This is a genomic window from Chelatococcus caeni, assembly GCF_014196925.1.
Lineage (GTDB): Bacteria > Pseudomonadota > Alphaproteobacteria > Rhizobiales > Beijerinckiaceae > Chelatococcus_A > Chelatococcus_A caeni.
Map to the genome: position 1 here is coordinate 12,788 of NZ_JACIEN010000006.1, position 26,312 is coordinate 39,099.

The window sequence follows — 26,312 nt, forward strand, 5'->3', positions numbered from 1 at the left end:
GCGATGCTGCTGCGCCTTGCCCCGGCCGCCACGCTCGCCGTTCTCGCCGGGCCGGTCGTGCTGGGGCTCGCCTTCACGCTGCTGCCGGCCTTCGGCTTCCTGCCGGCCCTCGGCGGCACGGACTTCTCACTCGACGGCTGGCGCATGCTCTTCGCCGCCCCCGGCTTCGCCACCGCGCTCGCGCTGACCGTCGGGACGGGGCTCGCGACGACGCTTCTGGCCCTGATCCTCGCCGCCGGCCTCTTTGCCGCCGCGGCGCACCGGCCCGGCATGGCGCGGCTCCGGCGCCTCATCGTGCCGCTCCTTGCCAGCCCGCCGAGCGGCGTGGCGCTCGGCTTCGCCTTCCTCGCCATGCCGAGCGGCTGGTTGGTGCGCCTCCTCTCGCCCTGGGCGACGGGCTGGCAGGTACCGCCGGCCGGTCTCGTGACGGTCGGCGATCCGCTTGGCGCCAGCCTCGTCGCCGCCCTCCTCCTCAAGGAGGTGCCCTATCTCGCCCTGATGCTCTTCGCCGCCTCGGCCACGGTGCCGGTCGAGCGGCTGACCGCGGCCGCGCGCGCGCTCGGCCGCGGCCCGGCGACGGCCTGGGCGATGGTGGTCTTTCCACGGCTCTACAGGCAGGTGCGCCTGCCGGTCTTCGCTGTCCTCGCCTTCTCGATGTCGGTCGTCGACGTCGCCATCATCGTCGGGCCAGGCAACCCGCCGCCGCTCGCCGTCCTCGCCACGCGCTGGTTCCAGGGCTACGACCTCGCCCTCTATTATCCGGCGGCCGCGGCCGCGACGCTGCAGTTCCTCCTCGTCGTCATCGCCATCCTCCTGTGGCTCGCATTCGAGCGACCCATCGCCGCCCTCCACCGCCGGTGGCTCGCCCGCGGCTCACGCTCGCGCGTGCCGGGCACGGCGGCCGAGGTCGCAGGAGCCCTCGCCGGCCTCCTGATCGTGCTCGGGCTCCTGTCGCTCCTTGCGATGCTCATCTGGTCCTTTGCCGGTTCATGGCGCTTTCCCGCCGCCCTGCCGGACCATTGGCAGCTTGCGCTCTGGCGGGACGAGGCCGGCGGGGCCGCCGCGCTCGCCGGCACCAGCGCCGGCATCGGCCTTGCCGCCGTCGCCATCGCCCTCGTCCTGACGCTGGCCTGCCTCGAGAACGAGCAGCGCCACGGGCTGCATCCGGGAGCGGCGGTGCTGTGGCTGATCTATCTGCCGCTCATCGTGCCGCAGATCGCCTTCCTCTTCGGGGTGCAGGTGCTGCTCATCCACGCCGGCCTCGACGGCACGCCCGCCGCCGTGGTCTGGGCGCATCTCGTCTTCGTGCTGCCCTTCGTCTTCCTGTCGCTGGCCGATGCCTACCGTGCGCTCGATCCGCGCTATGCCATGACCGCGGCGGCCATGGGGGCCGGCCGCTGGCGGGTCTTTCTCATGGTGAAGCTGCCGCTGCTCGCCCGGCCCATCCTCGTCGCCGCGGCCGTCGGCTTCGCGGTCTCGATCGCGCAATACCTGCCGACGCTCTTTGCCGGTGCCGGCCGCGTGGCGACCCTGACGACCGAGGCCGTCACGCTCTCCTCCGGCGGCGACCGGCGCATCCTCGGCCTCGTCGCCGTGCTGCAGACGGCCCTGCCGCTCGCGGCCTACGGTCTCGCGCTCGCTGTGCCGTTCCTCGCCTTCCGCCGCTTCAGGGGCATGGCATGAGCGGCGATCCCGCGGCGGCCGGAGCGCTTGTGCTCGCAGGCGTCTCCATCGCCTCGCGCGATGGGCGGCACCTGGTCGATCGCCTCGATCTCACCGTCCCGCCCGGCATCGTCGCGACGGTGATGGGGCCGAGCGGCATCGGCAAGTCGACCCTGCTCGCCTATGTCGCAGGCTTCATCGACAGGCGCGCCTTCGCGGCCGAGGGGAGGGTGATGATCGGGCACGAGCGGATCGACACGCTGCCGGCCGAGGCGCGGCATGTCGGCATCCTGTTCCAGGACCCGGTGCTCTTCCCGCATCTGAGCGTCGCCGGCAACCTCTTGTTCGGCCTGCCGCGCGGGCGTTGGCGCAACAGGGCCGAGCGGCGGGCGAGGGTTTCGGAGGCCCTGGAACAGGCCGGGCTTGCCGGCTTCGAGGATCGGGATCCCGCGACGCTGTCGGGCGGGCAGAAGGCGCGGGTCAGCCTCCTGCGCACCTTGCTGGCCGAGCCGCGCGCCCTGTTGCTCGACGAGCCCTTCGGCAAGCTCGACGCCGCGTTGCGCGCGGATGTCCGCGCCTTCGTCTTCGCCCATGCGCGCGAGCGCGGCCTGCCGGCCCTCCTCGTCACGCATGATGCCGAGGATGGGGAGGCGGCCGGCGGGCCGGTCGTCGCGCTCGCCGGCCCGGGCGTCAGGCCGCCTTCCGGTTGAAGATGGCGTCGTGGCCGGCGCCGATGACGGCCGCATCGCCGGCCGCGATCGGCACGAGCGGCGGGCGCACGTTGAGCCAGGCCGCATCGCCGGTACGGTGGGCGACGAGCGCCTTCACCGCCGGCGTGACCGGATATCGGAGCACCAGTTCGACGAGCTGGTTGATGCCCTCGTTCGGCTCGGCCTTGTCGATCAGCCGGGCGAGCTTGTCCGGGCAGACGTTGGCGAGGCCCGAGATGGCGCCCTGGCCGCCGAGCGCCACGCCCCGGGCGAGGTAGCGCTCGTCGCCGATGAGGATGACGAGGTCCTTGTGCGCGGCGAGGAGCGCCTCGGTATAGGCCCAGTCGCCGGAGGAATCCTTGACGCCCATGACGACGCCCGGAAAGGCCGCCTTCAGCCGGCCGATCAGCGCCACCGACAGGGGCACCGCGGTGACCGAGGGGATGTTGTAGAGGATCACGTCGCGCGCCGCGGCGCCGAGCTTGCCGAAGAAGGAGGCGAACCAGGCGAAGAGCCCGTCGTCGCTCACGCCCTTGAAGTAGAAGGGCGGCGGCACGAGCAGGGCCTTGCAGCCGGCGTCGAGGGCAAGCCGCGCCTGGTCGAGCGCCTCGTGGAGCGAGGTGGCGGCGAGCCCGCCGACGATCCTGTCCCCGGGGACGCCGGCACCGAGCAATGCGCCGATGATCTGCTGCCGGCCGGCGAGCCCGACGGAGGGGCCCTCGCCGGTGGTGCCGAAGGCCGTGACGCTGCTGCAGCCGTTGGCGAGGCACCACTGGGCGTGGGCCGCAAGGCGCGGCAGGTCGATGGCGCCGTCCGCATGGAACGGCAGGGTCATGGCGGCGGACAGGCCGAAACGGTCGCGCGTGGCGGACAAGACGAAGATCCTCGGTCGAGAGAGCGGGCCGGTGGCCCAAGAGGCGAACGAGCTAACATGTTACAGATTCCAGATTGACTGGCAAGTATGTGCGACGCCCTTCGGGCAGGGTTCCCGGCGCAGGGGCTCGGGCGGCGTGGCAATCACGGCCCGGCCGTGACGGGTCGCAGAAAGGTGCGCTCCTCCGCGTGGATGAACCGCCCCTCCTCGGCCATGCGGAAGTTCGCCGCGCCGCCGGCATCGGCCCTGAGCCGTGCCCGATAGACCTCGTAGGCGGCCAGGCTCTCGAAGGAGATGAGGCCCCACGCGATGTTGTTGATGCCCTCGTGCGGCAGAAAATAGCCGACGAGATCGCCGCCGCAGGCGGGAATGATGTCGAGCCAGTTGCGGGCATAGGCCTCGAAGGCATCGCGCTTGTAGGGATCGATCCAGTAGCGGATGGAGACGGTGACGGTCATGGCGGGGCTCCTGTCTGGGGTGGTTACGATTGATGCAGCGGTCAGGGTTTGCTGGCGCGAGCGGCGCCTTCGGGCCGGCGGGCGCCGCGGCCGAGCATGAGGGCCGCCGCCGCGAGAGCCTCGATCGCGGCTGCGGCGAGAAAGACACCCGAAGCGTCGGTGAGTGTGCGCACGAGGCCGAAGGCGAGCGGCGCGAAGGCATAGGTCGCCTGGCTGATGGCGACGATGAGAGCGACGGCCCGCTGCGCGTCGGCGCCGAACTCGACCTGCGCGATGAGCGGGGGCAGGGATGTGGCATTGCCGATCCCGAGGCCGAAGAGCACCACACCCGTCAGGACGGCGGCGGTGCCGCCGCCACCCGCAAGGACGAGGGCCCCTGCGATCTGCACGGCGAGGCTGGCGGAGGCGACGAGCCTGCGGTCGGCGCCGGGCGGCATCAGCCAGCCGACGAGCGTGCGCCCGGCGATCGCCGATGCGGTGGCGAGCGCCATCATGAGCCCGGCCGCATCGGCGCTCATGCGCATCACCATGAGCGAGACGAGATGGGCGATCAGCCCCGCCTGGGCGAAGAGCGACAGGGCCATCGCCGCCGTCAGGCTCGCAAAGCGCCGGTCGTTCCGCAGCCGGACAAGGTGTATGGCGGGTGCGGCTCGCCGGTCCGTCCGAGTGGCCGTCTGCTCGACGCCATCCGGCGCCTGCCCCATTGCCTCCGGCGTGCGGGAGAACACGCGGTCGGCGAGCAGCCAGACGACGGCCACCATGGTCACGGCGATGAGGAGGGCGGCCGGTGCGAAGCCGATCCGCGCGATGGCGGCGGTCAGGAGGGGTGAGAACACGACGCCGCCGATGCTCGCGCCATTGTAGGCCATAGAGAGCGCAGCCGGGCGCTTGGCCACGAACCACGGCGCGATGATGGCGTTGACGGCTGCCGCGCCCATCGCCACCCAGCCGGCGCCGCTGACGAGCGCCGCTGCAACGAGCTGGAGCGGTGTCTGCGCCAGCGCCCATCCGAGGATGCCGAGCGCCAGCGCCGCCGCGCCGGCCTTGGTGACGGTGGGAACACCGAAGCGGTCGTAGAGGCGCGGCAGGTTGGCGACGACGACGGCGCCGAAGAGGAAGTGCACCGTCACGGCCCCCGAGACGAGGGCGATCGACCAGCCGCGCGTCTCGCGAACCGCGTGAAGCAGCGCCGAGGGCCCGTAGAAGCCGATGCCCCAGCCGAACATGGCGAGGACAAAGGCGGCGGCGACGACACGCCGGCCGAAGAAGGGCGCGGATCGAGGGGGCAAGCGGCGTCTCCCGGCTCACGGCACGATGGTGCAAGGGCGATGGAGCGGCACCATGGGCAGCGCGGGGGCACCGATGTTACGGTCGTCTCCGAAGCATGATGCGGCCGGACGTGGCAGGCTGGTGCGGCAGGAAGGGAGACCGCAGATGGTTTCGACGGCGGCCTTTGCCGAGATTGCGACGCTTGCGGGCGAACCCGCGCGGGCGGCGATGCTCCATGCGCTGATGGACGGGCGGGCGCTGACGGCTGGGGAACTGGCACGGGCCGGCGGTGTGACGCCGCAGACGGCGAGCGGCCATCTCGCCCGCATGGCCGAGGCCGGCCTCGTCGCCGTCGAAAAGCAGGGCCGCCACCGCTATCATCGCCTCGCCTCGCGCGCTGTCGCGCAGATGATGGAGGGCATCATGCAGGTCGCCGCATCGCGGGCCGTCCCGGTCCACAGGCTGACCGTCGGGCCACGTGACGCGGCGCTGCGCCGCGCCCGCACCTGTTACGATCATCTCGCCGGCCGGCTCGGCGTCGCCCTTGCCGACGCGCTGGTCGAGGCCGGGCACGCCGAGATCGAGCCCGAGGCCGCCACCCTGATGCCGAGCGGCGTCGACCTGCTCGCGAGCCTCGGCATCGATCTCGCGGGCCAGACCGCCGCGCGACGCCGCGCCCGCATCCTCTGCCGCCCCTGCCTCGACTGGAGCGAGCGCCGCCCGCATCTGGCCGGTGCCGTCGGTGCGGCGCTGTGCAGCCATTGCCTCGCCGAGGGCTGGATCCGCCGCATCGAGGGCAGCCGCGCCGTCGCCGTCACGCGCAAGGGCGAGGAGGCGCTGCGCCGGCATTTCGGGATCGTCGTCATCTGAGGATGTCGGTGGCGCGATGCTCGTCGCCGACCGTGTCGACGAGGAAGGCGACGCTGTCCGCATTCTCCGTGCGCAGCGGCAGGATGGCCTGGTAGGCCGGCGAGCGGTACCACGCGCGGGCGCTCTCCCGGTCTGGAAAGGCGATGATGACGAGGTCACCCTCGAGCACGCCTTCGAGCGGCTCCACTGGCTCGCCATGCAGGACGAAGCGGCCGCCGAAGGGGGCGAGCGTCGCATCGATCCTTTCGAGATATTCGACGATGGCGGGGCCCATGGTGACGGAGCGCAGGTGGGCGACGGCAAAGGTCGTCATGTTCTTCTCCTCGGATGGGGCGTGATGTTCAGGCGGGCGACAGGCGGGCGTCGCGGCGCAGGCCGAGCCATTGCGCCACTGCGAAGCCGCCGACGACCGCGGCCTGGAAGAGCACGAAGGCGGTGCCCAGCGCCGTTGGCGCCACCCAGCCGCCGACGAGGATGGCAAGGCTCTCGATGACCCACAGGGCGTTGATCGCGACGATGGCGAGCACGGCGCCGCGGGTGATGCGCTCACGCGTGCCGACGAAGGCGACGCAGAGCCCGTAGGGCACGAGGAACAGCCCGGCATAGCGCAGGAGCGGCTCCGGCAGGCCGAGGAGCCCGTCGAGGAGGCCGGCCCCGCCGGCCATCGCGAGGCCGGTCGCGGCGCTCGCCGCCGCATCGCCGAGAAGCGCAAGGCGCAGGAAGGACAGGGGGCGCTTGGTGGTCATGGGGTTTCTCCGTGGCGTCGTGTTGTCGAACGCTGCGGAGGATTTCGCTTATTCGGCGGCGCGCCAATTAAGCGGCAGGTAATTGGCAAGCGGCGCCGGGGCGTTATCGTCGGGCCATGGCCAAGCCCTTCACCACCACCGCCCGCACGGTCGGCGACCACATCCGCGAGTGGCGGCAGCACCGCCGGCTCAGCCAGCTCGCCTTCGCGCTCGACGTCGAGATCTCGCAGAAGCACCTGAGCTTCATCGAGAGCGGCCGCTCGGTGCCGAGCCGGACGATGATCCTGCGGCTCGCCGAGCGCCTCGACGTGCCCCTGCGCGAGCGCAACCTGATGCTCCTGTCCGCCGGCTATGCGCCCGTCTATCCCGAGCGGCGCCTCGACGATCCGGCGCTCGCGCCGGCCCGCCGGGCCATCGACCTGGTGCTCGAAGGCCATGCGCCCTTTCCGGCCCTCGCGCTCGACCGGCACTGGACCATCGTGGCCGCCAATGCGGCGGTGCCGCCGCTCATGGCGCTCGTCGCCGACGAGGCGCTGAAGGAGCCGCCCGTCAACGTGCTGCGCCTCAGCCTGCATCCGGCGGGGCTCGCGCCGCACATCCTCAATCTCGCCGAATGGCGGGCCCATCTCCTCGACCGGCTGCGCCACCAGATCGAGGTGACGGCCGATCCCGCCCTCATGACGCTGATGGAGGAGCTGAAGGCTTTTCCGGCGCCTGAGGGAGGCGCGGACGGCAGCGATTTCGGCGGCGTCCTCGTGCCGCTGCGCCTTGCGACGCCTGGCGGCCCGTTGTCCTTCTTCTCGACCACGACGGTCTTCGGCACGCCCGTCGACATCACCCTCGCGGAGCTCGCGATCGAGGCCTTCTTCCCCGCCGACGAGGCGACCGCCGCCGCGCTCAGCGCCGCACCCCGGGTGCCAGCGCCACGCTCTTGATCTGGGCGTGCACGGCCATGCCCTCGCTCAGTTCGAGCCGCTCGAAGGAGCGGCGCGTGATGCGGGCGAGGATGCGCGCCCCGGCGCCGTCGTGCCCCAGGCCGAGCACGGCCGTAACCTCGTTGTCGCCGGCCTCCACGGCCCGGATGCGCGCCTCGAGCACGTTGAGGATGGTGCTCGGGCCGGGCGGCTCGCGGGCGAGGCTGACGTCGCCCGCCGCGATGCGCAGCCGCCGGCGCTCGCCGACCATCGTGCCGGCCCCGGCCGGCACGATGAAGACGCCGCCGTCGACGGCGAGCGTCGCAAGGCCATAGGCAGGGTCGAGGTGGGTCACGACCGCATCGAGACCGACAGCGGCATCGCGCGCCGTGACGAGCGGCAGGGCAGGGTCGCTCTGCAGGGCGGCGAGCGGCCCGGCGGCGATGACGCGCCCGGCGCGCATCAGCACGAGATGATCGGCGAGCCGCTCGACCTCGCGCATGTCGTGGGTGACGTAGAGGACGGGCAGGGAGAGGGACAGGTGCAGCCGCTCCAGAAAGGGCAGGATCTCGTCCTTGGTGGCCCGGTCGAGGGCCGACAGCGGCTCGTCCATGAGGAGGAGCCGGGGCTGCGACAGGAGCGCCCGTCCGATGGCGACGCGCTGGCGCTCACCCCCGGACAGGTTGTGCGGCGCCCGCATGAGGAGCGGCGACAGGCCGAGCAGCTCGACGACGTCGTCGAAGCGGACGGCCGCATCGGCCGGCACGCGTCCGCGCACGCCGTAGAGCAGGTTCCCCTCCACTGACAGATGCGCGAAGAGGCTCGCTTCCTGGAACACGTAGCCGACGGGCCGCCGGTGCGGCGGGCGGAAGGTGGTTTCGTCCTGCCAGGTCTCGCCCGTGACGCGGCAGGTGCCCTCGAGGCGCTCCAGCCCGGCGATGCAGCGCAGCACCGTCGTCTTGCCGCAGCCGGACGGGCCGAAGACGGCGGTCACGCCCTGCCCCGGAGCCGTGAAGGAAGCTTCGAGCGCAAAGCCGCCGCGGCGCCCGGCGAGCGCGACCTCGATCGTCGGCGCCGTCATTCGCGCATCCGCCCCACCCGCCGGTCGATCAGCGTCACCGCAAGGATGACCAGGAAGGCGAAGGCGACCATGCCGGCGGCGAGCATGTTGGCCTCGCGCCACTGCAGCGCCTCGACATAGTCGTAGATGGCGACCGAGAGCACCTTGGTCTCGCCCGGAATATTGCCGCCGATCATCAGCACGACGCCGAACTCCCCCACCGTATGGGCAAAGCCGAGCACCGCGCCCGTGAGGAAGCCGGGGCGCGCGAGCGGCACGGCCACGGTCCAGAAGGCGCGGGCGGGCGAGGCGCGCAGCGTCGCCGCGACCTCGAGCGGCCGCTCGCCCATCGCCGCGAAGGCGTTGCGGATGGGCTGCACCACGAAGGGCATGGAATAGACGACCGAGCCGATGACGAGCCCCTCGAAGGTGAAGGCGAGCGTGCGCGCGCCCCACAGGCCGGCGACGAGGCCGCCCGGCCCGGAGGGGCCGAGCGCCACGAGCAGGTAGAAGCCGAGCACCGTCGGCGGCAGCACGATGGGCAAGGCGACGATAGCCGCGACCACCTCGGCCCACCAGCGCCGCGACCGCGCCAGCCACCAGGCGAGCGGCGTGCCGATGACGAGGAGCACGAGGGTGGTGACGGCCGCCAGCTGGAGCGTGAGGCGGACGGCCGTCCAGATCTCCTCGGACATGGCCCGTTCAGCTCGCGCCGCCGCCGGTGCCGTAGCCGTAGCGTTCGATGATGCGGCGCGCCTCGGGCCCCTTGAGGAAGGTGATGAAGGCCTCGGCGGCCTCGTTGCCGGCGGCCTTTTTCAGCAGCACGGCATCCTGCCGGATCGGCTGGTGCATGTGCTCGGGCACCAGCCAGCGCGAGCCGCTCTCCCGGCCGACGAGCTGTGCGGCGGCGACGAAGCCGAACTCGGCATTGCCGGTGTCGACGAACTGGAACGTCTGGGCAATGTTGTTGCCCTGCACCAGCTTGGGCTCGACCGCCGCAAGGACGCCGAGCGCCGTCAGGGTCTCGACGGCGGCCGCGCCGTAGGGGGCGGTCTTCGGATTGGCGATGGCGAGCCTGGAGAAATCGCCCGCGCGCAGGGCCTCCTCGTCCGGCGTCCGGCCGGCGTCCTTGCTCCACAGCACGAGGCGACCGACGGCATAGGTGAAGCGGCTGTCCTTCTCCGCCAGGCCCTCGGCGACCGCCTGCTGCGGCCGCTCGGCATCGGCGGAGAGGAAGACGCCAAAGGGCGCGTCCTGGGCGATCTGCGTATAGAGCTGGCCCGTCGCGCCGAAGCTCAAGACGGCGTCGTGCCCGGTCTTCTCCTTGAAGGCGGCGGCGATCTCCTTCGCGGGCTCCGTGAAATTGGCGGCGACGGCGACATGGACCTCGCCGGCAAGCGCCGGGCCGCCGAGCACGGCCGCGAGAAAAAGGGCAAGGACCGCTGGCTTCGTCTTCATCGGCGGAGGGCTCCGTGCGGACGGCGACTGCCGATCCGGGTCCTGGGGCAGGCGTTATATTCCGACGTATATAACGTGCCCGCCGGCTGCAGGGAAGCGCCGGCGGTGTTATCGTCGCGCGAAACGGGTGGCCGCGGGCCTGCGGCCGTGGCAGGAGCCGCCCCGTCTGCAACGAACAGGGAGACGAGACGTGCCGCAAGACGCAGCGCCCGGCATTCGCATCGGCATCGGCGGCTGGACCTACGAGCCCTGGCGCGGGACCTTCTATCCCGAGGGCCTCGCCCAGAAGCGCGAGCTCGAATATGCGAGCCGCAAGCTCACCTCCATCGAGATCAACGGCACGTTCTACGGCTCGCAGAAGCCCGAGAGCTTCGCCAGATGGCGCGAGGAGACGCCGGAGGGCTTCGTCTTCGCCCTCAAGGGGCCACGCTTCGCCACCAACCGGCGCGTGCTGGCCGAGGCGGGCGAATCGATCGAGCGCTTCGTCACGGGCGGCCTTGCCGAACTCAGGGAGAAGCTCGGCCCCATCAACTGGCAGTTCGCCCCGACGAAGAAGTTCGACCCGGACGACTTCGCCGCTTTCCTGGCGCTGTTGCCGAAATCCGTCGACGGGCTCGCCCTGCGCCATGTGGTGGAGGTGCGCCACGACAGCTTCCGCTCGCCGGATTTCATGGCCCTCCTGCGCGAGCACGAGGTTGCGCTCGTCGTTGCGGGGGACAGCAAATATCCGCAGATCGCCGACGTGACGGCGCCCTTCGTCTACGCCCGCATCATGGGCACCAGCGAGGGCGAGGACCTCGGCTACGCGCCCGCCGCGCTCGATGCCTGGGCGGAGCGCGCCCGCGCCTGGGCGGCGGGCGGGGCGCCGGACGACCTCGAGACCGTCACCCGCCATGTCGCGGCGCCGCAGGGGCGGGACGTGTACCTTTATGTCATCAGCGGCCACAAGGTGGCCAATCCGGCGGCCGCGATGGCGCTCATCGAGCGTCTGGCGTAGCGGGTTCCGCCTCTTTCGCGTCGTTGCGCTCGTCGCTCACCACCTTGCCGTCGACGAGATGGATGCGCCGGTCGACGCGACCCGCGATGTCCAGGTCGTGGGTGACGGCGACGACGGTCTTGCCGCGCTGGCGCACGAGGTCGTCGAGGATGAGGAAGACCTGCTCGGAGCTCTTCGAATCGAGGCTGCCGGTCGGCTCGTCGGCGAGCACGAGCGGCGGGTCGTTGGCGAGCGCCCGCGCCACCGCAACGCGCTGGCGCTGGCCGCCGGAGAGCTGGTCCGGCCGCTTGTCGAGATGATCGGCAAGGCCGATCGCCGCGAGGAGCTCGGCCGCGCGCTTTCGCATCTCGCCGGGCGAGAGCCGGCCGAGCTTGCGCATGGGGATCTCGACATTCTCGCGCGCCGTGAATTCCGGCAGCAGGAAGTGGAACTGAAAGACGAAGCCGATGGTGGCGAGCCGCAGCTTCGCCCGTGCCTCGTCGTCGAGGCCGGACGTGTCGTGCCCGGCGAGGCTGAGCGTGCCCTCCGTCGGCTCGTCGAGCAGCCCGAGCAGGTAGAGCAGGGAGGACTTGCCGGAGCCCGAGGGGCCGGTGATGGCGATGAACTCGCGCTCGCCGATGGTCAGCGACACGTCGCGCACGAGGGTGACCGGCACGGTGGCGGGCAGGATGCGGGTCAGCCCGCGGGCTTCGATGAGCGGGCTCATGACGCCCCCCGGATGATGTCGACCGGGTTGAGCCGCGCCGCCTGGCGCGCCGGCAGGTAGCCTGCGACGGCCGCCGAGGCGAGGGCGAAGCCCGCGGCGATGACGTAGTGCCAGATGCTCCAGGCGAGCGGCAGGCGGGTCATCTCGCGCCCCACCGCCGCGCCCGACAATTCGAAGTGGACGAGCGACATGGCGTAGCACAGGGAAAAGCCCATGACCCAGCCGAGGGCGGAGCCGCCGAGCCCGAGCGCGAGACCCTCGACGAGGAACAGGCGGCGCATGTCCCCTTGCGTGAAGCCGAGCGACTTCAGGATGGCGATGTCGCGTGCCTTCTCGTGGGTGATGGTCGAGATGATGTTGAAGATGCCGAAGCCGGCGACGAGCATGATGGCGCCGACCACCGTGTACATGATGACGTTGCGGATCACGAGCGCCTCGAGCAGGGATTCGTTCGCCTCCTGCCAAGGCACGGTCTTGTAGCCGGTCTGCGCCTCCGCGCGCCGGGCGACGGCCGGTGCGGCGGCCGGGTCGTCGAGCTTGATGCGGATGTCGTTGATGGCGTTGGGCCGCTCGCTCAGGATCTGCGCATTCTTGAGCAGCACGTAGCCCTCGCCCTCGTCGCGGGCGGTCGTGCCGGTATGGAACAGGCCGACGATCTTGAAGCCCCGCGACTGGCCCGTCGACGAGACGACCGTGACGGTGGTGCCGAGCCGGGCGCCGAGCCGCTCTGCCAGCCGGTCGCCGACGATGATGTTGTTGCCGCCGCCGGCGAGCGAGGCGAAGCTGCCTTCGAGGAAGTCACCCGCGACGGAGGAGACGGCCGCCTCCTCCTCGGGGTCGATGCCGATGATGCTGATGCCGACGTCGCGCCCGGCATAGCGCACGACGCCCTGCGTCCTGAGGCTCATCGAGATGCGGCCGGGCACGAAGGCGCGCAGCATGGCGCCGACCTCGGCCGGGTTGAGGATGCCGCGCCGGTCTTCCTTCGGCCTCAGGCCGGCGATGGCGGCGAGCGCGAAGACGTCCTCAGCCGGCTGGCGGCGCGCGGTGCGGCGCTCGTCGGTGATCTGCACGTGCGGCATGGTGTCGACCAGCTGCGCCATGAAGTCGTCCTCGCCGCCCTGCATCAGCGAGGCCATGGCGATGGAGAAGCCGACGCCGAGCGCGACACCCGCGATGGCGACGACCGTCTGCCGCCCGCGCCCGAGGATATGCGTGATGGCGAGTTCGAGGAGGAGGCGCATGGTTCACCTCTTCACCGCTCCGCCGGCCTGACCTTCGCGCCGTCGGCGAGCGTCTCGGGCACCGGCGAGATGATGCGCTGATCGTCGTCGAGGCCGGACAGGATCTCCACCTCGCGCGGGCCGCGAATGCCGGTCTCGACGGGATGGCGGCGCGCCACGCCATCCGCGACGGTGAAGACCGCATTCTCGCGGATCGCCTCGGCGGGCACCAGCAGGGCGTTGTCCGCCACGCGGATGACGATGTTGATCTCGACCGTCATGCCGATCATCAGCGGCGTGTCGTCCGGCAGGGCGAGGTAGACGCGATAGGTTTTGGCGACCGGGTCGCCCTTGGGCGTGATCCGGTCGACGCTCGCCTCGAGCTGTCGGCCGGGGAAGGCGTCGGCCTGGAGAAGGACGCGCTGGCCCGCCGCGATGCGCGGGATATCCTCCTCGTTCACGTCCGCGACGACCTGCAGGGGCTTGGGCTTGCCGACCCAGAACAGCACGGTGCCGGGCTCGGCGATCTCGCCGACCTCGCCGTCCTGCCGCAGCACCACGCCGGACATCGGCGCGCGCAGCACGTAATTCTCGAGCCGCGCCTTGTGGCCGGAGATGAGCGCTTCCGCCTGGTTGACCTCGCTGCGCGCCCGGTCGAGCGCCTGCTGGCTCGCCGCATTGCGCTCGATGAGCACCGACAGGCGCTCGTGTTCCGCTGCGGCCAGACGCTCGCGGGCCCGCAATTCGGCCAGGGTCGCATCGGCCTGGCGGCTGTCGAGGCGGGCGAGCACGGTGCCTTCCTCCACATCCTGACCCTCGCAGTTGCACAGCTCGACGATGTGCTCGCGGATGAGCGGCGTGACCTTGGCCCAGGTGCGCGGCTCGACGACGCCGGTCGCATAGACGATCTCGGCAGCGTCTCCCCGCCGCGGGGCCACGAGCTCGACGCTTGTCGGGCGCATGAAGGACCAGACGCCGGCCCCGCCGGCGGCGACGAGCCCGATGAGGACGAGGATGCGCGAAGTCTTCACGACGTCTCTCCGGAACGCCTCCAGCGCGGGAGGGCCTGTACCCTAGCCGAGCCTGACCATGACCTGCCGGGGCATGTTCCACATTGCGCTGCGTCAGCCGGCGAAAATGCCGGTTGCGGCAGAGCCGCCGCCGGCGTTATTCTTCCGACCGACGGTCGGTCATATTACAGACCGGCGGTCGGTCGTCAAGAAGCAAGGCGCGAAGGCAAGAGGCATGCCCCGCATCGTCAAGCATCCGCAGGAGCGCCGCAGCGAGCTTCTCGAGGCCGCCCGGGGGCTGTTCTTCGAGCGCGGCTACGAAGCGACGACGATCAACGACATCATCGCGCGGGCCGGCATCTCCAAAGGCGGCTTCTATCATCACTTCGCGTCGAAGGAGGATGTGCTAGAGGCGCTCGCCGAGGCCATGGCGCGCGAAAGCCTCGCCCAGCTGCAGGCGATCCTCGACGAGCCGGGGCTCGATGCGCTCGGACGGCTCAACGCCTTCCTCGGTCGCGCCCGCCGCCTCAAGGTGGAGCAGGCGCCGGCCATCCGGGCCATGTTCTACGTCATCTTCCGGCCCGGCAACCTCGTGCTCTACCACCGGCTGAACGCCGCCGTCGGTGCCGTGACGCTGCCGGCGCTCGCCCGGATCATCGCTCAGGGGCGGGAGGAGGGCGTCTTCGACGTGCCGGACGTACAGGCCGTCGCCGAGATCATCCTGGCCCTGGGCACGAGCACGCACGATGCCGTCGCCCGCGCCGTCAACGCCGCCGACACGCCCGAGGGCGAGGCGGCGGCCGCCGCGCTGGACGAGCGACTGCGCATGCACGGCATCGCCCTCGACCGCATCCTCGGCCTGCCCGACGGGAGCGTCCGCTTCGTCGAGCCAGGCTTCGCGAAGGCGCTCATGGCGCCCGCATAGGCGCTGGACGGGACCGGCAGCGCCTCCTCCAGGGTCGGGCTCACCTCTTCCTTCTCCTCGTCCATCTCCGCCGGCCGGGCCGCGGTCGCACCGGCGCGGCGTGCGCTGCGATGCGCGTGCGCCGATTGCAAAGGCAGGCGCGGGGTGAACTTACCGTCGGACGCTTTTCATAATAAGATCTGATGATATCGAAATGAATATAGCATAAGCAGCCATATATTACAGTTATTCATAAATAAGAGAAATTTTCATTTCTTATCAATGTATACGCAGGCCGGCCGAATGAGGCTGTGGATATACTGGTAATCGTGCTCCTGTGCGCGGATTGCTTTGCGCAAGCCGCAAGCTGCCTTGAGTCGCGGGCGTGATGGCGGCTTTGCTAAGGGCCAGCGTTTTTGGGGGGCGCTCCTCGCTACAGAACCTTGCCGCCATCGGCATCGCGTCCGGCGCAGATCCGTCGGATCGCGCACGGCCGCTTGGCATCCTGAAAGCTCACCCCCGCCTCGACCCAATCCGTGCTCAGAACGAGTAGAGGATAATATGAAGCCGGCTAAAAATATAGAACTGGGCAGCTCATTGTTGGCGCTCGTGGTGGCGACGTCGTCCTCGGCCCTGGCGCAGACCAACTCCTGGACGGGAGGAAGCTCGTTTTACTACACGTGCGGGACCAGCACTTGCGCGGCGGCTGGTGACAACCAATGGGGCAACGCAGCCAACTGGGCTGCCGGCCTTCCGACGGCGACGCAGGACGTCAACATCGGCCTTTCGACCTATCAAAGCGGCACGAGCTTCCGTCCTGTCCAGCACGATACCGTCCAGATCTCCGCTGCCACGAGCGCGGCGGCCGGCAACCTCTTCATCGGCTTTTCCGGCGGCAGAACGAACAGCGGCAGCTTCGGTGCGGGCAACCTCACCAATCTCGGCACGCTGACGGTCACCAACACGATGGTCGTCGGCTCGACCGGCGTCGGAAGCTTCAGCAATTCGGGCACCGCCACCGTGGGCGGCAGTCTGATCGTCGGCAGTGCCTTCCAGGGCTCCGTCAGCAACAGCGGCACGATCGCGGTCAGTGGCAGCACCGTCATCGGCCAGCTCGGCGGGGTCGCGGGCGCCGTCACCCTGACCGGGACGGGCAGCCTTCTCACCGGCGGCAATCTCACCGTCGGCGAAGCGGGGTCCGGCTCGCTTTTCATCGCATCCGGCAGCTCCGCCGTCACCAACGGCCGGGTGACGCTCGGCACGAATTCGTCGGGCGCGGGCCTGATCGTCAATGAGGGCCAGATGACCACCGGCGACCGGCTCATCGTCGGCGAGGCGGGCTACGGCCATATCCGGACCATCGGGGCGACGGCGACGACGGCCACGGCGGGAGACATCGCACTCGGAGCCACCGCGACCGGCGTCGGCATCGCGATCACGAGCCAGGGCACCATGAGCGGCGGCGGACGCCTCGACGTCGGCGTGCGCGGCGAGGGATACCTGATCGTCGACCAGGGCGGCGAGGTCAACAATGGGGTCGGCGTCATCGCCAAGGAGCCGGGGGCGCGCGGCTATGCGCTCGTGACCGGCGCCGACAGCCTGTGGGACAATCGCCAGTCCCTCACCCTCGCCTCGGAGAGCAACACCGCCGGCGTCCTCGTCATCAACGACGGCGGCACGGTGCGCATCGCCGACGGCGAGGGCACGCTGGTCATCGGCGAGAAAGCCGGCTCCACCGGCATCCTCAACATCGGTGCCATGTCGCCGCAGGGCGTCGACTACGGCTTGCACGCGGATGTGAAGACCTATCTCGGCGGCACCGACACGGATGCGAATGCGCGTGCGCCGGGCACGCTCGACGCCGCCTTCGTCCGCTTCGGAGAGGGCGCCGGCACGGTCAATTTCAAGCATACGGGCGACGAGGCCCTCGACTACCGCTTCAAGGCCGGCTTCGTCGGCCTCGGCACCGTCAACCATTTCGAGGGCTTTACGGTGCTGGACGGGGATTCGTCCGGCTTCACCGGCCCGGCCCACGTCCACGGCGGCACCATGGTCGTCAACAACGTGCTCGCCGGCAACGTCACGGTGCATTCGGGCGGCACGCTGCGCATCGGCCACGAGGGGCCGAACGACACCGGCGAGACCGGCCACGTCGTCAACGACATCGTCAATGACGGCGTCGTGCAGTTCAACCGGTCCAACGCCTATACCTACGGCCAGGTCATCAGCGGGACGGGCGCCGTCGAGCAGATCGGCACCGGGACGACGATTCTGACCGGCGCCAATACCTATACCGGCCCCACCACCATCTTCCGCGGCACGCTGCAGCTGGGCGACGGCGGCACCACCGGCTCCATCGACGCCACCTCCGGTGTCGACATCCGCGCCGACGGCACCCTCGCCTTCAACCGCTCCGACGTGAAGGTCTTCGACCGTCAGATCACCGGTACCGGCACGATCAGGCAGATCGGCTCCGGCGTGACGCGCCTCACCGCCGACAGCTCGGGCTTCACGGGCAGTACTTTCATCGATGCCGGCACGCTCTCCGTCAACGGCATCCTCGGCGGCACGGTCGACGTCAACACCGGCGGCACGCTCGAAGGCCTCGGGCAGGTAGGTACCACCGTCGTGCATGCCGGCGGCACCATCGCCCCGGGCAACGCGACCGATCCGGGCAGGACACCCATCGGCACGCTCACGATCGCCGGCAACTTCACGCAGGAGGCCGGCTCCTTCTACCAGACCGAGGTGCGCTCGACCGGCGAGAGCGACCTGATCCACGTCACTGGCACGGCGACGATCGATCCGGGCGCCGTCCTCAACGTGACCAAGATCGATCCGGCCCGCTACGAGCTCGAGCACCGCTACACGGTGCTGACGGCGGACGGGGGCCGCACCGGCACCTACACGCTGACCGGCGATACGTGGGTGTCGACCTTCTACCGGGTGGAGGACCATTACGACGCCAACAACGTCTATCTCGACGTGGCGCAATATCGTCTGTTCCAGGAGGCCGGGCGCACGGTCAACCAGATCAACGCGGCGACGGCGGCGCAGGAGCTCAAGTGGCAGCGCGATCCCGCCACCAACTACCCGACCAACGCACTCTTCCGCGCCATCGCCTATCTGCAGACGGACGAGGAGGCGCGCTACGCCTTCGACCAGATCTCGGGTGAGATCTACGCCTCGACCAAGGCCGGGCTCCTGGAGGAGAGCCGCTTCATCCGCGAGGCGACGGGCAACCGCCTGCGCAGCGCCCTCGGCGGCCTCGGCCGCAAGATGCCCACGCACGAGCCGAGCCGCAACATCAAGGACCCGATGCCGCGGCAGGTCCCGCCCAGGATCGAGGACGGTCTCGTCCTGTGGGGGCAGGGCTTCGGCACATGGAGCAGCACCAACGGCGATGGCAATGCCGCCTCGCTCGATCACAGCACGGGCGGCTTCCTCATCGGCGCGGATGTGCCGGTCGCGGAGAGGTTCCGCGTCGGCCTCGTCGGCGGCTACAGCAAGTCCCGGTTCAGCGTCGACGAGCGCCATTCGCGGGCATCAAGCGACAATTATCACATCGGCCTCTATGGCGGGGCGGAATGGAACCGGCTCGGCCTGCAGCTCGGCGCCAGCTACACCTGGCACGACATCTCGACCACGCGCGACGTGCGCTTCCCCGGCTTCTCGGAGAGCCTGGCCTCGAGCTATGACGCCAGCACGCTGCAGGCCTACGGCGATCTCGGCTACGCGATTCGCTGGAACGCGCTGAAGCTGGAGCCTTTCGGCGGCCTCGCCTATGTCAGGCTCGAGGAGGACGGCTATCGCGAAAAGGTTGGTGTCGCCGCCCTGACCGGCACCGGCCATTCCTCGGACAAGCTCTATGGCACCCTGGGCCTGCGCCTCGAGCGCCAGTTCGACCTCGGCGACATGGCGCTGACCGCCCGCGGCATGCTCGGCTGGCGCCATGCCTTCGGCAAGTCGACGCTCAGCGCCGTCCATGCCTTTGCCGGCAGCAGCCCCTTCACGGTCTACGGCGTGCCGATCGCGAAGAACGTGGGTGTCGTGGAGGCGGGCCTCGACGCCGCCTTCACGAAGGACCTGACCGTGGGTGTCGCCTATTCGGGGCAGTTCAGCAAGTCGACCGAGATGCACGGCGTCCACGGCAATGTGAACTGGAAATTCTGAAGGTGGCCTGTCGAGCCGGCTCCGGTTCACGCCGGAGCCGGCCGATTGCCTCCCCGGTGCCGGTCACGCTTCCCGCGGCCGTCGACGATCAACGCGCGCCTCGCGCTGACGATGCCTCCCCACAATGCCGCCGGCGAGCCATGCAATCGGCGCGCTTGCCTTTCCCGTTGCGCCGGGCGATGCACGGATATTGAGCAGGTCGGCACATGTCCTGCCACGGGGAGACGCACCATGTCGGCAACACCGGCACGCGAGGATGACGCGGCCGCCTCCAAGGCGTCGCCGCCCGGCAACGCCCTCCTGGGCATCAGCCTGATGATGCTCGGCATCTTCATGTTTTCCGTCAACGACGTGCTCGGCAAATGGCTGGTCGCCACCTTCACGGTGGCGCAGGTGCTGCTGATCCGCAGCTTCGCGGCGCTTCTCGTCCTTGCACCCTTCGTGTGGCGCGAGGGCCTCGGCAATATCCTCACGCTGCCGAAGCCGGGGCTGCAGCTCGCCCGCGTCGTCTTCGCCACCTTGGAAGTCGTGTTCTTCTACTGGGCGGTCATCGGCCTGCCGCTCGCCGACGTCGTCACCTATTATCTCGCCGGCCCCATCTACGTGACGGCGCTGTCGGCGCTCTTCCTGCGCGAGAAGGTCGGCTGGCGGCGCTGGACGGCGGTGCTCGTCGGCTTTGCCGGCGTTCTCATCGCGCTGCGCCCGTCGGCGGCGACGCTCGACGTCTATGCGCTCGTGGCGCTGCTCGGCAGCATCTTCTTCGCGCTCTTGATGATCACGACGCGCCACCTGCGCGGCACGAGCGACACGTCCCTCGTCTTCTGGCAGACGCTCGGCGCGCTCGTCTTCGGCATCGCGCTCGCGCCCTTCGGCTGGGTGCCGCCGGAGGCGGGCGATTTCGCGCTGCTGTCTCTCCTCGGCGTCGTGGCGCTCGCGGCCCACATCAGCGTGACGCGGGCGCTCAAGCACGCCAGCGCTTCGGTGCTCGCGCCCTACCAGTACATGCTGATCGTCTGGGCGGTCATCCTCGGCTATCTCGTCTTCGGCGACATCCCGGATGCGGCCATGCTCGCGGGCGCGGCCATCATCATCGCGGCGGGCCTCTTCATCTTCCTGCGCGAGCAGACGCTGCTGCGCCGGCGCTGACCCCGCGGGCTCGACAAAGCCGCCGGGCCTGCTAATCGGGAAGGGTTCGAAACGACGCTGAACGAGCGAGGCAGGCGGTGACGACCGAGGACAACCGGCAGCAGATGCAATCCCCCTCCTACCGCCTGCCGGCGCTGGACCAGGACTTCCTGCTCGGGGATTCCATGCGCGGCGTGCGCTTCCTGCTCGAATATGCCAAGGCCGAGGAGGCGCTGCGCGACTGGGGCGTGCGCTCCACCATCGTCGTCTTCGGCACCGCGCGCGCCCGGCCGCTCGACGCTGCGGCCGAGGACGAGGCGATCGGCGACCGCGAGCGCAAGCAGCTCGCCCGCCGCGCCCGCTGGTACGAGGAGGCGCGCCGCTTCGGCCGCATCGCCTCCGAGCGTGGCGGGGCCATGGAGCACGGCGACGGCCAGCGCGACAACGTCATCGCCACGGGCGGCGGGCCCGGCATCATGGAGGCGGCGAACCGCGGCGCCTTCGAGGCCGGCGCGCCCTCCATCGGCTTCAACATCACCCTGCAGCACGAGCAGGAGCCGAACGCCTATTCGACGCCCGAGCTCACCTTCCGCTTCCATTATTTCGCGATGCGCAAGATGCATCTCGCCATGCGCGCCAATGCCCTCGTCGTCTTCCCCGGCGGTTTCGGCACGCTCGACGAATTGTTCGAGCTGCTCACCCTGCAGCAGACGCAGAAGGCGCCGCGCCTGCCCGTCGTGCTCTACGACGAGAGCTACTGGCGCTCGATCATCAATTTCAACGCCCTGGCCGAGGAGGGGACGATCTCCCCGCACGATCTCGAGCTGATCGATTTCGCCGAGAGCGCCGAGGAAATCTGGGATAAGCTCGTTGCCTCCGGCCTCAGGCTGCCCTCACAATCGCCCTGATCCGAATCGGCCCGAGCGGCAAGGGCGGCCCCATGAGCGACAGCATCACCCCGCGCCAGCAGGACATCCTGGCCATCGCGCGCGTCCAGGGCCGTGTCAATGTCGAGGATCTCGCCGGGCGCTTCGAGGTGACGCCGCAGACCATCCGCAAGGATCTCAACGAGCTCTGCGACCGGCGGCTGATGACGCGGGTGCACGGCGGCGCCATCGTCGTCTCGGGCGTCGAGAACCTGTCCTACGAGGCCCGCCGCCTCATCGCCCACACCAGCAAGCGGGCGATCGGCGAGGCGGCGGCGCGGCTGGTGCCCAACAACGCCTCGCTCTTCATCAACATCGGCACGACGACGGAGGAGGTGGCGCGCGCGCTCGTCGACCACGAGGGCCTGCTCGTCATCACCAACAACCTCAACGTGGCGACGCTGCTTTACCGCCACCCGGCCATCGAAGTCATCCTCGCGGGCGGGCCGGTGCGCCGCGCCGACGGGGCCATCATCGGCTCGGCCGCGGTCGAGTTCGTGCGCCAGTTCAAGGTGGACTATGCGGTCATCGGCGCCTCGGCCATCGACGAGGACGGTGCGCTGCTCGATTTCGACTACCGGGAGGTGCGAGTGGCGCGCGCCATCATCGAGAATGCGCGCCGCGTCGTCCTCGTCGCCGATGCGCACAAGCTCGACCGCACGGCGCCGGTCCGCATCGCCGACCTGCGCGAGGTCGATGTCTTCGTGACCGACCGGCTGACCTCCGCCCCCTTGCGCGAGTTGTGCGCCGAGCACGGCGTGGAGATCGTCGAGGTGGGCGAGACGCAGGTCGAGGAGGCGTAGCCGCGCGCGCTGCGCTAGGATAGCCGCTCCCGGCCGGGCGCCATGTGCGCCCCGGCACGGACGGTGCGCGCCGCGAGCGCGCCTCATGGGCCGTTGCACGCTGAAAGGAGCGGACGATGGCACTCTACCGACAGCGACTGCCGCAGCTCGACGGTCAGCCCTTCCTGGCGGATGGCGGGCTGGAGACCACCCTCGTCTTTCACGACAATCTCGACCTGCCCTGCTTTGCCGCCTTTCCTCTCGTGCTCGACGAGGAGGGCCGCGAGCGCCTGAGCCGTTATTTCGTGCCCTATCTCGAGCTCGCCCGCGCCCGCGGCGTCGGCTTCGTGCTCGACACGGCGACGTGGCGGGCCAGCCCTGAGTGGGGTGCGCGCCTCGGCTATACCATGGCCGACCTCGCCCGGGTGCAGCGGGCCTCCGTCACGCTTGCGGAGGAGCTGCGCCGGCGTTTCGAGGCCGCCGGCACCCCCATCGTCATCAACGGGGCCATCGGCCCGCGCGGCGACGGCTATGTCGCCGACACCAGCATGTCGCCCGCGGAGGCGGAGAGCTACCACGGCCATCAGGTCGACGCGCTCGCGGCGACGGAGGCCGACATGGTGAGCGCCATCACCATGACCTATGCGCGCGAGGCCGCCGGCATCGCCCGCGCTGCGCGGGCGAACGCCATGCCGGTCGCCATCTCCTTCACGGTGGAGACAGACGGGCGGCTGCCGTCCGGCGAGAGCCTTGCCGAAGCCATCGCGATGGTGGATGACGAGACCGGCGGCTATCCCGCCTATTACATGATCAACTGCGCGCACCCGACGCATTTCGCCGGGATGCTCGACGAGGCGGCCGCGGATGCCCCCTGGCGCCGCCGCATCGGCGGCATCCGCGCCAATGCCTCGGCCATGAGCCATGCCGAGCTCGACGCGGCGACCGAGCTCGATCCCGGCGATCCGGCCGACCTCGGCCGGCGCTACAGGACGTTGCGCCAGGGGCTCATGCAGCACGTGTGCGTGCTCGGCGGCTGCTGCGGCACCGACATCCGCCACCTGCGCGCGATCTGCGAGGAGTGCCTCGACTGACACCGCTCAGGCGGCGATCCGCTCCGCCTGATAGCCGGCTTCATCGATCGCGCGGCGGATCTCGGCCTCGTCGCGCCTCGTCTTGACCGTCACCTTGCGGGCGGGAAGGTCGACGGCAACCTCGGCGTGGGCATCGAGCGCCTTGACGGCGCGCTCGATGGCCGCGACGCAATGGCCGCAGCTCATCTCGGGAACCTGGAACGTGAGCATGGATGATCTCCGGAATGAATGATTCCGGCCCTGTCTAATCCTTCCCATCATGGTAAGGTCAAGCGGCGTCAGCCGATGGAGGGCCCTTGCAACGGCCCTTGCAACGGCCCTTGACCTTCCCATCATGGGAAGCCTCATGTGAGGGGCAACTTCGAGACATGTGGGAGTTGCCGATGAAGAGATCACCCGACGAGGCCGGTTCGGCCGGCGCCGTCGCCGCGCAGGGCCCGACGGTCTTCCTGCCCATCGAGGGCATGACCTGCGCCTCCTGCGTGCGGCGCGTCGAGAGGGCCATCGCCGGCGCCTCCGGTGTCGCGGCGGCCGACGTCAATCTCGCGACCGAGCGGGCGCGGATCGCCTTCGCCGGCCGCGACGCCGACATCGCGCCCGTCGTCGCCGCCGTCGCCGAGGCCGGCTATTCGGTCGCCGTCGAGACCAGCCGCTTCGCCGTCGACGGCATGACCTGCGCCTCCTGCGTCGCGCGCATCGAGAAGGCGCTCCGCGCGGTGCCCGGCGTTATCGCGGCGAGCGTCAACCTCGCCACCGGCGAGGCCCTCGTGCGGCATGCCGCAGGTACGGTCGACGCGGCTGCGCTCGTCGCGGCGGTGGAGCGGGCCGGCTACGGCATGCGCCCGCTCGACGGGGTCGCGGCCGGCGAGGCCGAGGCGACGGACCGGCGCGACGAGGAGGCGCGCATCCTGCGCCGCGACGTCGTCCTGGCCGCCGTCATGACGCTGCCGATCGTCGTCGTGGAGATGGGGGCTCATCTCTTCTCCGATTTCCACCACTGGGTGATGGCGACGCTCGGCGATCTCAACTGGCCGCTGCAGTTCGCGCTGACGGCCGCCGTGCTCGCCCTGCCCGGCCGCCGCTTCTTCGCGAAGGGCGTGCCCGCCCTGCTGCGCGGCGCGCCGGACATGAACGCCCTCGTCGTGCTCGGCGCGGGCGCGGCCTTCCTCTATTCGAGCGTGGCGACCTTTGCCTCCGCCCTGCTGCCGGCCGAGACGACCCACGTCTATTTCGAGGCGGCGGCGGTCATCGTCACCCTCATCCTCGTCGGCCGCTATCTGGAGGCGCGGGCGAAGGGCCGCACCGGCGAGGCCGTGCGCCGCCTCGTCGGCCTGCAGCCGCGCACGGCGCGCGTCCTGCGCGACGGCATCGAGCGCGAGATCGCCATCGGCGATGTCGCGGCGGGCGATGTCGTCGTGGTGCGCCCGGGCGAGCGCATCGCCGTCGACGGCGAGGTCGTGGACGGCCGTTCCTTCGTCGACGAATCGATGATCACGGGCGAGCCGGTGCCCGTCGCCAAGGAGGCGGGGGCGGAGGTGGTGGCTGGCACCGTCAACGGCACCGGCTCCTTCACCTTCCGCGCCACCAAGGTGGGCGCCGAGACGCTGCTCGCCCAGATCATCCGCATGGTCGAGGCGGCCCAGGGCGCGAAGCTGCCCATCCAGGGCCTCGTCGACAAGGTCACGGCCTGGTTCGTGCCGGCGGTCGTCGCCGTCGCGAGCGCGACCTTCCTCGCCTGGCTGGCCCTCGGCCCCGATCCGGCCCTGTCCTTTGCGCTCGTCAATGCGGTCGCGGTGCTCATCATCGCCTGCCCCTGCGCCATGGGGCTCGCGACACCCACCTCGATCATGGTCGCCACGGGCCGGGCGGCGGAGCTCGGCGTCCTCTTCCGCAAGGGGGACGCGCTGCAGAGCCTGCGCGGCGTGCGCACCGTCGCCCTCGACAAGACGGGCACCCTGACCGAGGGCCGGCCGTCGCTGACCGACCTCGTCACCGCGGAGGGCTTCGACGAGGCCGAGGTGCTCAGCCTCCTCGCCTCGGCCGAGGCGCGCTCCGAGCACCCGATCGCCCAGGCGGTGGTGCGCGCCGCCGAGGAGCGGGGCCTTGGCCTCGCCCCCGCCGAGGCCTTCTCGGCGGATCCCGGCTTCGGCGTCAGCGCCGTCATTGCGGGCCGCCGGGTCGAGGTCGGCGCGGACCGCCTGATGCAACGGCTCGGCGTGGCCGTCGCGCCCTTCGCCGAAGAGGCGGCGCGGCTCGCGGACGAGGGGCGCACGCCGCTCTATGTCGCCGTCGACGGGCGTCTCGCCGCCATCGTCGCCGTCGCGGACACGGTCAAGCCCTCGACGCCGGCCGCCCTGGCGGCCCTGCATGCGCTCGGCCTCTCCGTCGTGATGATCACGGGCGACAACCGGCGCACGGCCGAGGCGGTCGCCCGGCGTCTCGGCATCGACGCCGTGGAGGCGGAGGTCTTGCCCGGCGGCAAGGTCGAGGTCGTCGAGCGGCTGAAGCGCGCCGGCCCCGTCGCCTTCGTCGGCGACGGCATCAACGATGCGCCGGCGCTCGCCGCCGCCGATGTCGGCATCGCCATCGGCACCGGGACGGATGTCGCCATCGAGAGCGCCGACGTGGTGCTGATGTCGGGCGCTCTCACCGGGGTCGCGACGGCGCTCGCCCTGTCGCGGGCGACCATGCGCAACATCACCGAAAACCTCTTCTGGGCCTTCGCCTACAACGTCGCGCTCATCCCCGTGGCGGCGGGCGTGCTCTATCCGGCTGCCGGCATCCTGCTGTCGCCGATGCTGGCCGCCGGTGCCATGGCCCTGTCGAGCGTCTTCGTCGTCACCAACGCCCTGCGGCTGCGGCGGTTTTCGCCGCCGCAGCCGGCAGGCGCCGGAAGCTGAGGAGCAAACCCATGAATATCGGCGAAGCCGCGGCCGCCTCCGGCGTCTCGGCCAAGATGATCCGCTACTACGAACAGATCGGCCTCGTCGCCGGCGTCGCGCGCACCGAGGCGGGCTACCGCGTCTATTCGACGAGCGATATCCACCGGCTGCGCTTCATCCGCCGTGCGCGCGACCTCGGCTTCTCCGTCAAGGAGATCGGCGAGCTGCTCGCCCTCTGGGCCGACCGCGGTCGCGCCAGCGCCGACGTCAAGCGCATCGCCACCACCCATATCGCCGATCTCGAGGAGAAGATGCGGCAGATCCGCGAGATGGTGAGCACGCTCAGGCATCTCGCCGACCATTGCCAGGGCGACGACCGGCCCCACTGCCCCATCATCGACAACCTCGCCCGAGGCGACCTCGACGAGGAGCCGCAGAAGCGGGCGGCGAGGCACCCTGCGCGGGTGTGACG

At 70.5% G+C, this 26,312-nt stretch carries 25 protein-coding genes; 13 read left to right on the top strand and 12 right to left on the bottom strand.

Annotated features, from left to right (window positions below):
* Nucleotides 1–3: 3 nt before the first annotated feature.
* Both GGR16_RS20200 and GGR16_RS20205 read left to right on the top strand, forming a co-directional pair.
* A complete protein-coding gene (locus tag GGR16_RS20200) occupies nt 4–1,683 on the top strand; it encodes an ABC transporter permease (protein ID WP_183317796.1) in 1,680 nt (559 codons plus the stop codon).
* Nucleotides 1,680–2,372, top strand: a complete 693-nt coding sequence (locus GGR16_RS20205) for an ATP-binding cassette domain-containing protein (protein ID WP_183317797.1) — start codon at nt 1,680–1,682, stop codon at nt 2,370–2,372. The genes GGR16_RS20200 and GGR16_RS20205 overlap by 4 nt, the downstream gene beginning before the upstream one ends.
* On the opposite strand, the gene GGR16_RS20210 is transcribed toward GGR16_RS20205, so the two are convergent.
* The 3 genes from GGR16_RS20210 to GGR16_RS20220 form a co-directional block, all read right to left on the bottom strand.
* Entirely contained in the window at nt 2,353–3,246 is an 894-nt protein-coding gene (locus GGR16_RS20210; protein ID WP_425486588.1) for a dihydrodipicolinate synthase family protein, read from the bottom strand. The genes GGR16_RS20205 and GGR16_RS20210 overlap by 20 nt on opposite strands.
* A gap of 143 nt (nt 3,247–3,389) precedes the next feature.
* Nucleotides 3,390–3,704, bottom strand: coding sequence for an NIPSNAP family protein (locus GGR16_RS20215; RefSeq protein ID WP_183317798.1), 315 nt, complete (start codon nt 3,702–3,704; stop codon nt 3,390–3,392).
* A gap of 41 nt (nt 3,705–3,745) precedes the next feature.
* Nucleotides 3,746–4,993, bottom strand: a complete 1,248-nt coding sequence (locus GGR16_RS20220) for an MFS transporter (RefSeq protein ID WP_183317799.1) — start codon at nt 4,991–4,993, stop codon at nt 3,746–3,748.
* A 145-nt stretch (nt 4,994–5,138) separates the two neighbouring features.
* Between GGR16_RS20220 and GGR16_RS20225 the strand changes: the two genes are divergently transcribed.
* A complete protein-coding gene (locus GGR16_RS20225) occupies nt 5,139–5,843 on the top strand; it encodes an ArsR/SmtB family transcription factor (RefSeq protein WP_183317800.1) in 705 nt (234 codons plus the stop codon).
* Here the strand turns inward: GGR16_RS20225 and GGR16_RS20230 are convergent.
* A complete protein-coding gene (locus GGR16_RS20230; RefSeq protein WP_019402499.1) occupies nt 5,836–6,156 on the bottom strand; it encodes a DUF1330 domain-containing protein in 321 nt (106 codons plus the stop codon). The two genes, GGR16_RS20225 and GGR16_RS20230, sit on opposite strands and share 8 nt — an antisense overlap.
* A 28-nt stretch (nt 6,157–6,184) precedes the next feature.
* On the bottom strand, nt 6,185–6,589 hold the full coding sequence (locus tag GGR16_RS20235; RefSeq protein ID WP_183317801.1) for a hypothetical protein: 405 nt from the start codon (nt 6,587–6,589) through the stop codon (nt 6,185–6,187).
* Nucleotides 6,590–6,705: 116 nt separating this feature from the next.
* Between GGR16_RS20235 and GGR16_RS20240 the strand changes: the two genes are divergently transcribed.
* Nucleotides 6,706–7,524 carry a helix-turn-helix domain-containing protein gene (locus tag GGR16_RS20240; RefSeq protein ID WP_183317802.1) on the top strand — a complete coding sequence of 273 codons (819 nt, stop codon included), beginning with the start codon at nt 6,706–6,708 and terminating at the stop codon, nt 7,522–7,524.
* Here the strand turns inward: GGR16_RS20240 and modC are convergent.
* Genes modC through modA form a run of 3 tightly spaced genes read right to left on the bottom strand, consistent with a single transcriptional unit; the run spans nt 7,487 to nt 10,021 of the window.
* Entirely contained in the window at nt 7,487–8,584 is a 1,098-nt protein-coding gene (gene modC, locus GGR16_RS20245; RefSeq protein WP_183317803.1) for a molybdenum ABC transporter ATP-binding protein, read from the bottom strand. The two genes, GGR16_RS20240 and modC, sit on opposite strands and share 38 nt — an antisense overlap.
* A complete protein-coding gene (modB, locus tag GGR16_RS20250; protein WP_183317804.1) occupies nt 8,581–9,258 on the bottom strand; it encodes a molybdate ABC transporter permease subunit in 678 nt (225 codons plus the stop codon). The genes modC and modB overlap by 4 nt, the downstream gene beginning before the upstream one ends.
* A 7-nt stretch (nt 9,259–9,265) precedes the next feature.
* The gene (gene modA / locus GGR16_RS20255; protein WP_183317805.1) at nt 9,266–10,021 is read right to left on the bottom strand and encodes a molybdate ABC transporter substrate-binding protein; all 756 of its coding nucleotides are present in this window, start codon (nt 10,019–10,021) and stop codon (nt 9,266–9,268) included.
* 190 nt (nt 10,022–10,211) lie between these two features.
* On the opposite strand from modA, the gene GGR16_RS20260 reads away from it, so the two are divergent.
* Nucleotides 10,212–11,018, top strand: coding sequence for a DUF72 domain-containing protein (locus GGR16_RS20260; RefSeq protein ID WP_183317806.1), 807 nt, complete (start codon nt 10,212–10,214; stop codon nt 11,016–11,018).
* On the opposite strand, the gene GGR16_RS20265 is transcribed toward GGR16_RS20260, so the two are convergent.
* Genes GGR16_RS20265 through GGR16_RS20275 form a run of 3 tightly spaced genes read right to left on the bottom strand, consistent with a single transcriptional unit; the run spans nt 10,999 to nt 13,978 of the window.
* Entirely contained in the window at nt 10,999–11,724 is a 726-nt protein-coding gene (locus GGR16_RS20265; protein ID WP_183317807.1) for an ABC transporter ATP-binding protein, read from the bottom strand. The genes GGR16_RS20260 and GGR16_RS20265 overlap by 20 nt on opposite strands.
* Nucleotides 11,721–12,968: an ABC transporter permease gene (locus GGR16_RS20270; protein WP_019402491.1), complete on the bottom strand. Its 1,248-nt coding sequence runs from the start codon at nt 12,966–12,968 to the stop codon at nt 11,721–11,723. Before GGR16_RS20270 ends, GGR16_RS20265 begins: the two co-directional genes overlap by 4 nt.
* An 11-nt stretch (nt 12,969–12,979) precedes the next feature.
* The gene (locus tag GGR16_RS20275; protein ID WP_019402490.1) at nt 12,980–13,978 is read right to left on the bottom strand and encodes an efflux RND transporter periplasmic adaptor subunit; all 999 of its coding nucleotides are present in this window, start codon (nt 13,976–13,978) and stop codon (nt 12,980–12,982) included.
* A 214-nt stretch (nt 13,979–14,192) separates the two neighbouring features.
* Between GGR16_RS20275 and GGR16_RS20280 the strand changes: the two genes are divergently transcribed.
* From GGR16_RS20280 to GGR16_RS20305, 6 genes are all read left to right on the top strand, one after another.
* Complete coding sequence (locus tag GGR16_RS20280; RefSeq protein ID WP_183317808.1) at nt 14,193–14,882, top strand: TetR/AcrR family transcriptional regulator; 690 nt, start codon at nt 14,193–14,195, stop codon at nt 14,880–14,882.
* Between the two features lie 540 nt (nt 14,883–15,422).
* On the top strand, nt 15,423–19,034 hold the full coding sequence (locus GGR16_RS20285) for an autotransporter domain-containing protein (RefSeq protein ID WP_183317809.1): 3,612 nt from the start codon (nt 15,423–15,425) through the stop codon (nt 19,032–19,034).
* Nucleotides 19,035–19,265: 231 nt separating this feature from the next.
* Entirely contained in the window at nt 19,266–20,180 is a 915-nt protein-coding gene (locus tag GGR16_RS20290; protein WP_019402487.1) for a DMT family transporter, read from the top strand.
* Between the two features lie 104 nt (nt 20,181–20,284).
* The gene (locus GGR16_RS20295) at nt 20,285–21,067 is read left to right on the top strand and encodes an LOG family protein (protein ID WP_050996626.1); all 783 of its coding nucleotides are present in this window, start codon (nt 20,285–20,287) and stop codon (nt 21,065–21,067) included.
* 32 nt (nt 21,068–21,099) lie between these two features.
* On the top strand, nt 21,100–21,888 hold the full coding sequence (locus GGR16_RS20300; RefSeq protein WP_019402485.1) for a DeoR/GlpR family DNA-binding transcription regulator: 789 nt from the start codon (nt 21,100–21,102) through the stop codon (nt 21,886–21,888).
* A gap of 116 nt (nt 21,889–22,004) precedes the next feature.
* Nucleotides 22,005–22,958 (top strand): homocysteine S-methyltransferase family protein, encoded by a 954-nt coding sequence (locus tag GGR16_RS20305; protein WP_183317810.1) that lies wholly within the window; start codon nt 22,005–22,007, stop codon nt 22,956–22,958.
* Between the two features lie 6 nt (nt 22,959–22,964).
* Here the strand turns inward: GGR16_RS20305 and GGR16_RS20310 are convergent, their stop codons facing one another.
* Entirely contained in the window at nt 22,965–23,168 is a 204-nt protein-coding gene (locus GGR16_RS20310; protein WP_183317811.1) for a heavy-metal-associated domain-containing protein, read from the bottom strand.
* Nucleotides 23,169–23,341: 173 nt separating this feature from the next.
* Here GGR16_RS20310 and GGR16_RS20315 point away from each other — a divergent pair, with 173 nt between their 5' ends.
* Entirely contained in the window at nt 23,342–25,858 is a 2,517-nt protein-coding gene (locus GGR16_RS20315; protein ID WP_281380645.1) for a heavy metal translocating P-type ATPase, read from the top strand.
* A gap of 11 nt (nt 25,859–25,869) precedes the next feature.
* A complete protein-coding gene (cueR, locus tag GGR16_RS20320) occupies nt 25,870–26,310 on the top strand; it encodes a Cu(I)-responsive transcriptional regulator (protein WP_183317812.1) in 441 nt (146 codons plus the stop codon).
* Nucleotides 26,311–26,312: the final 2 nt, after the last annotated feature.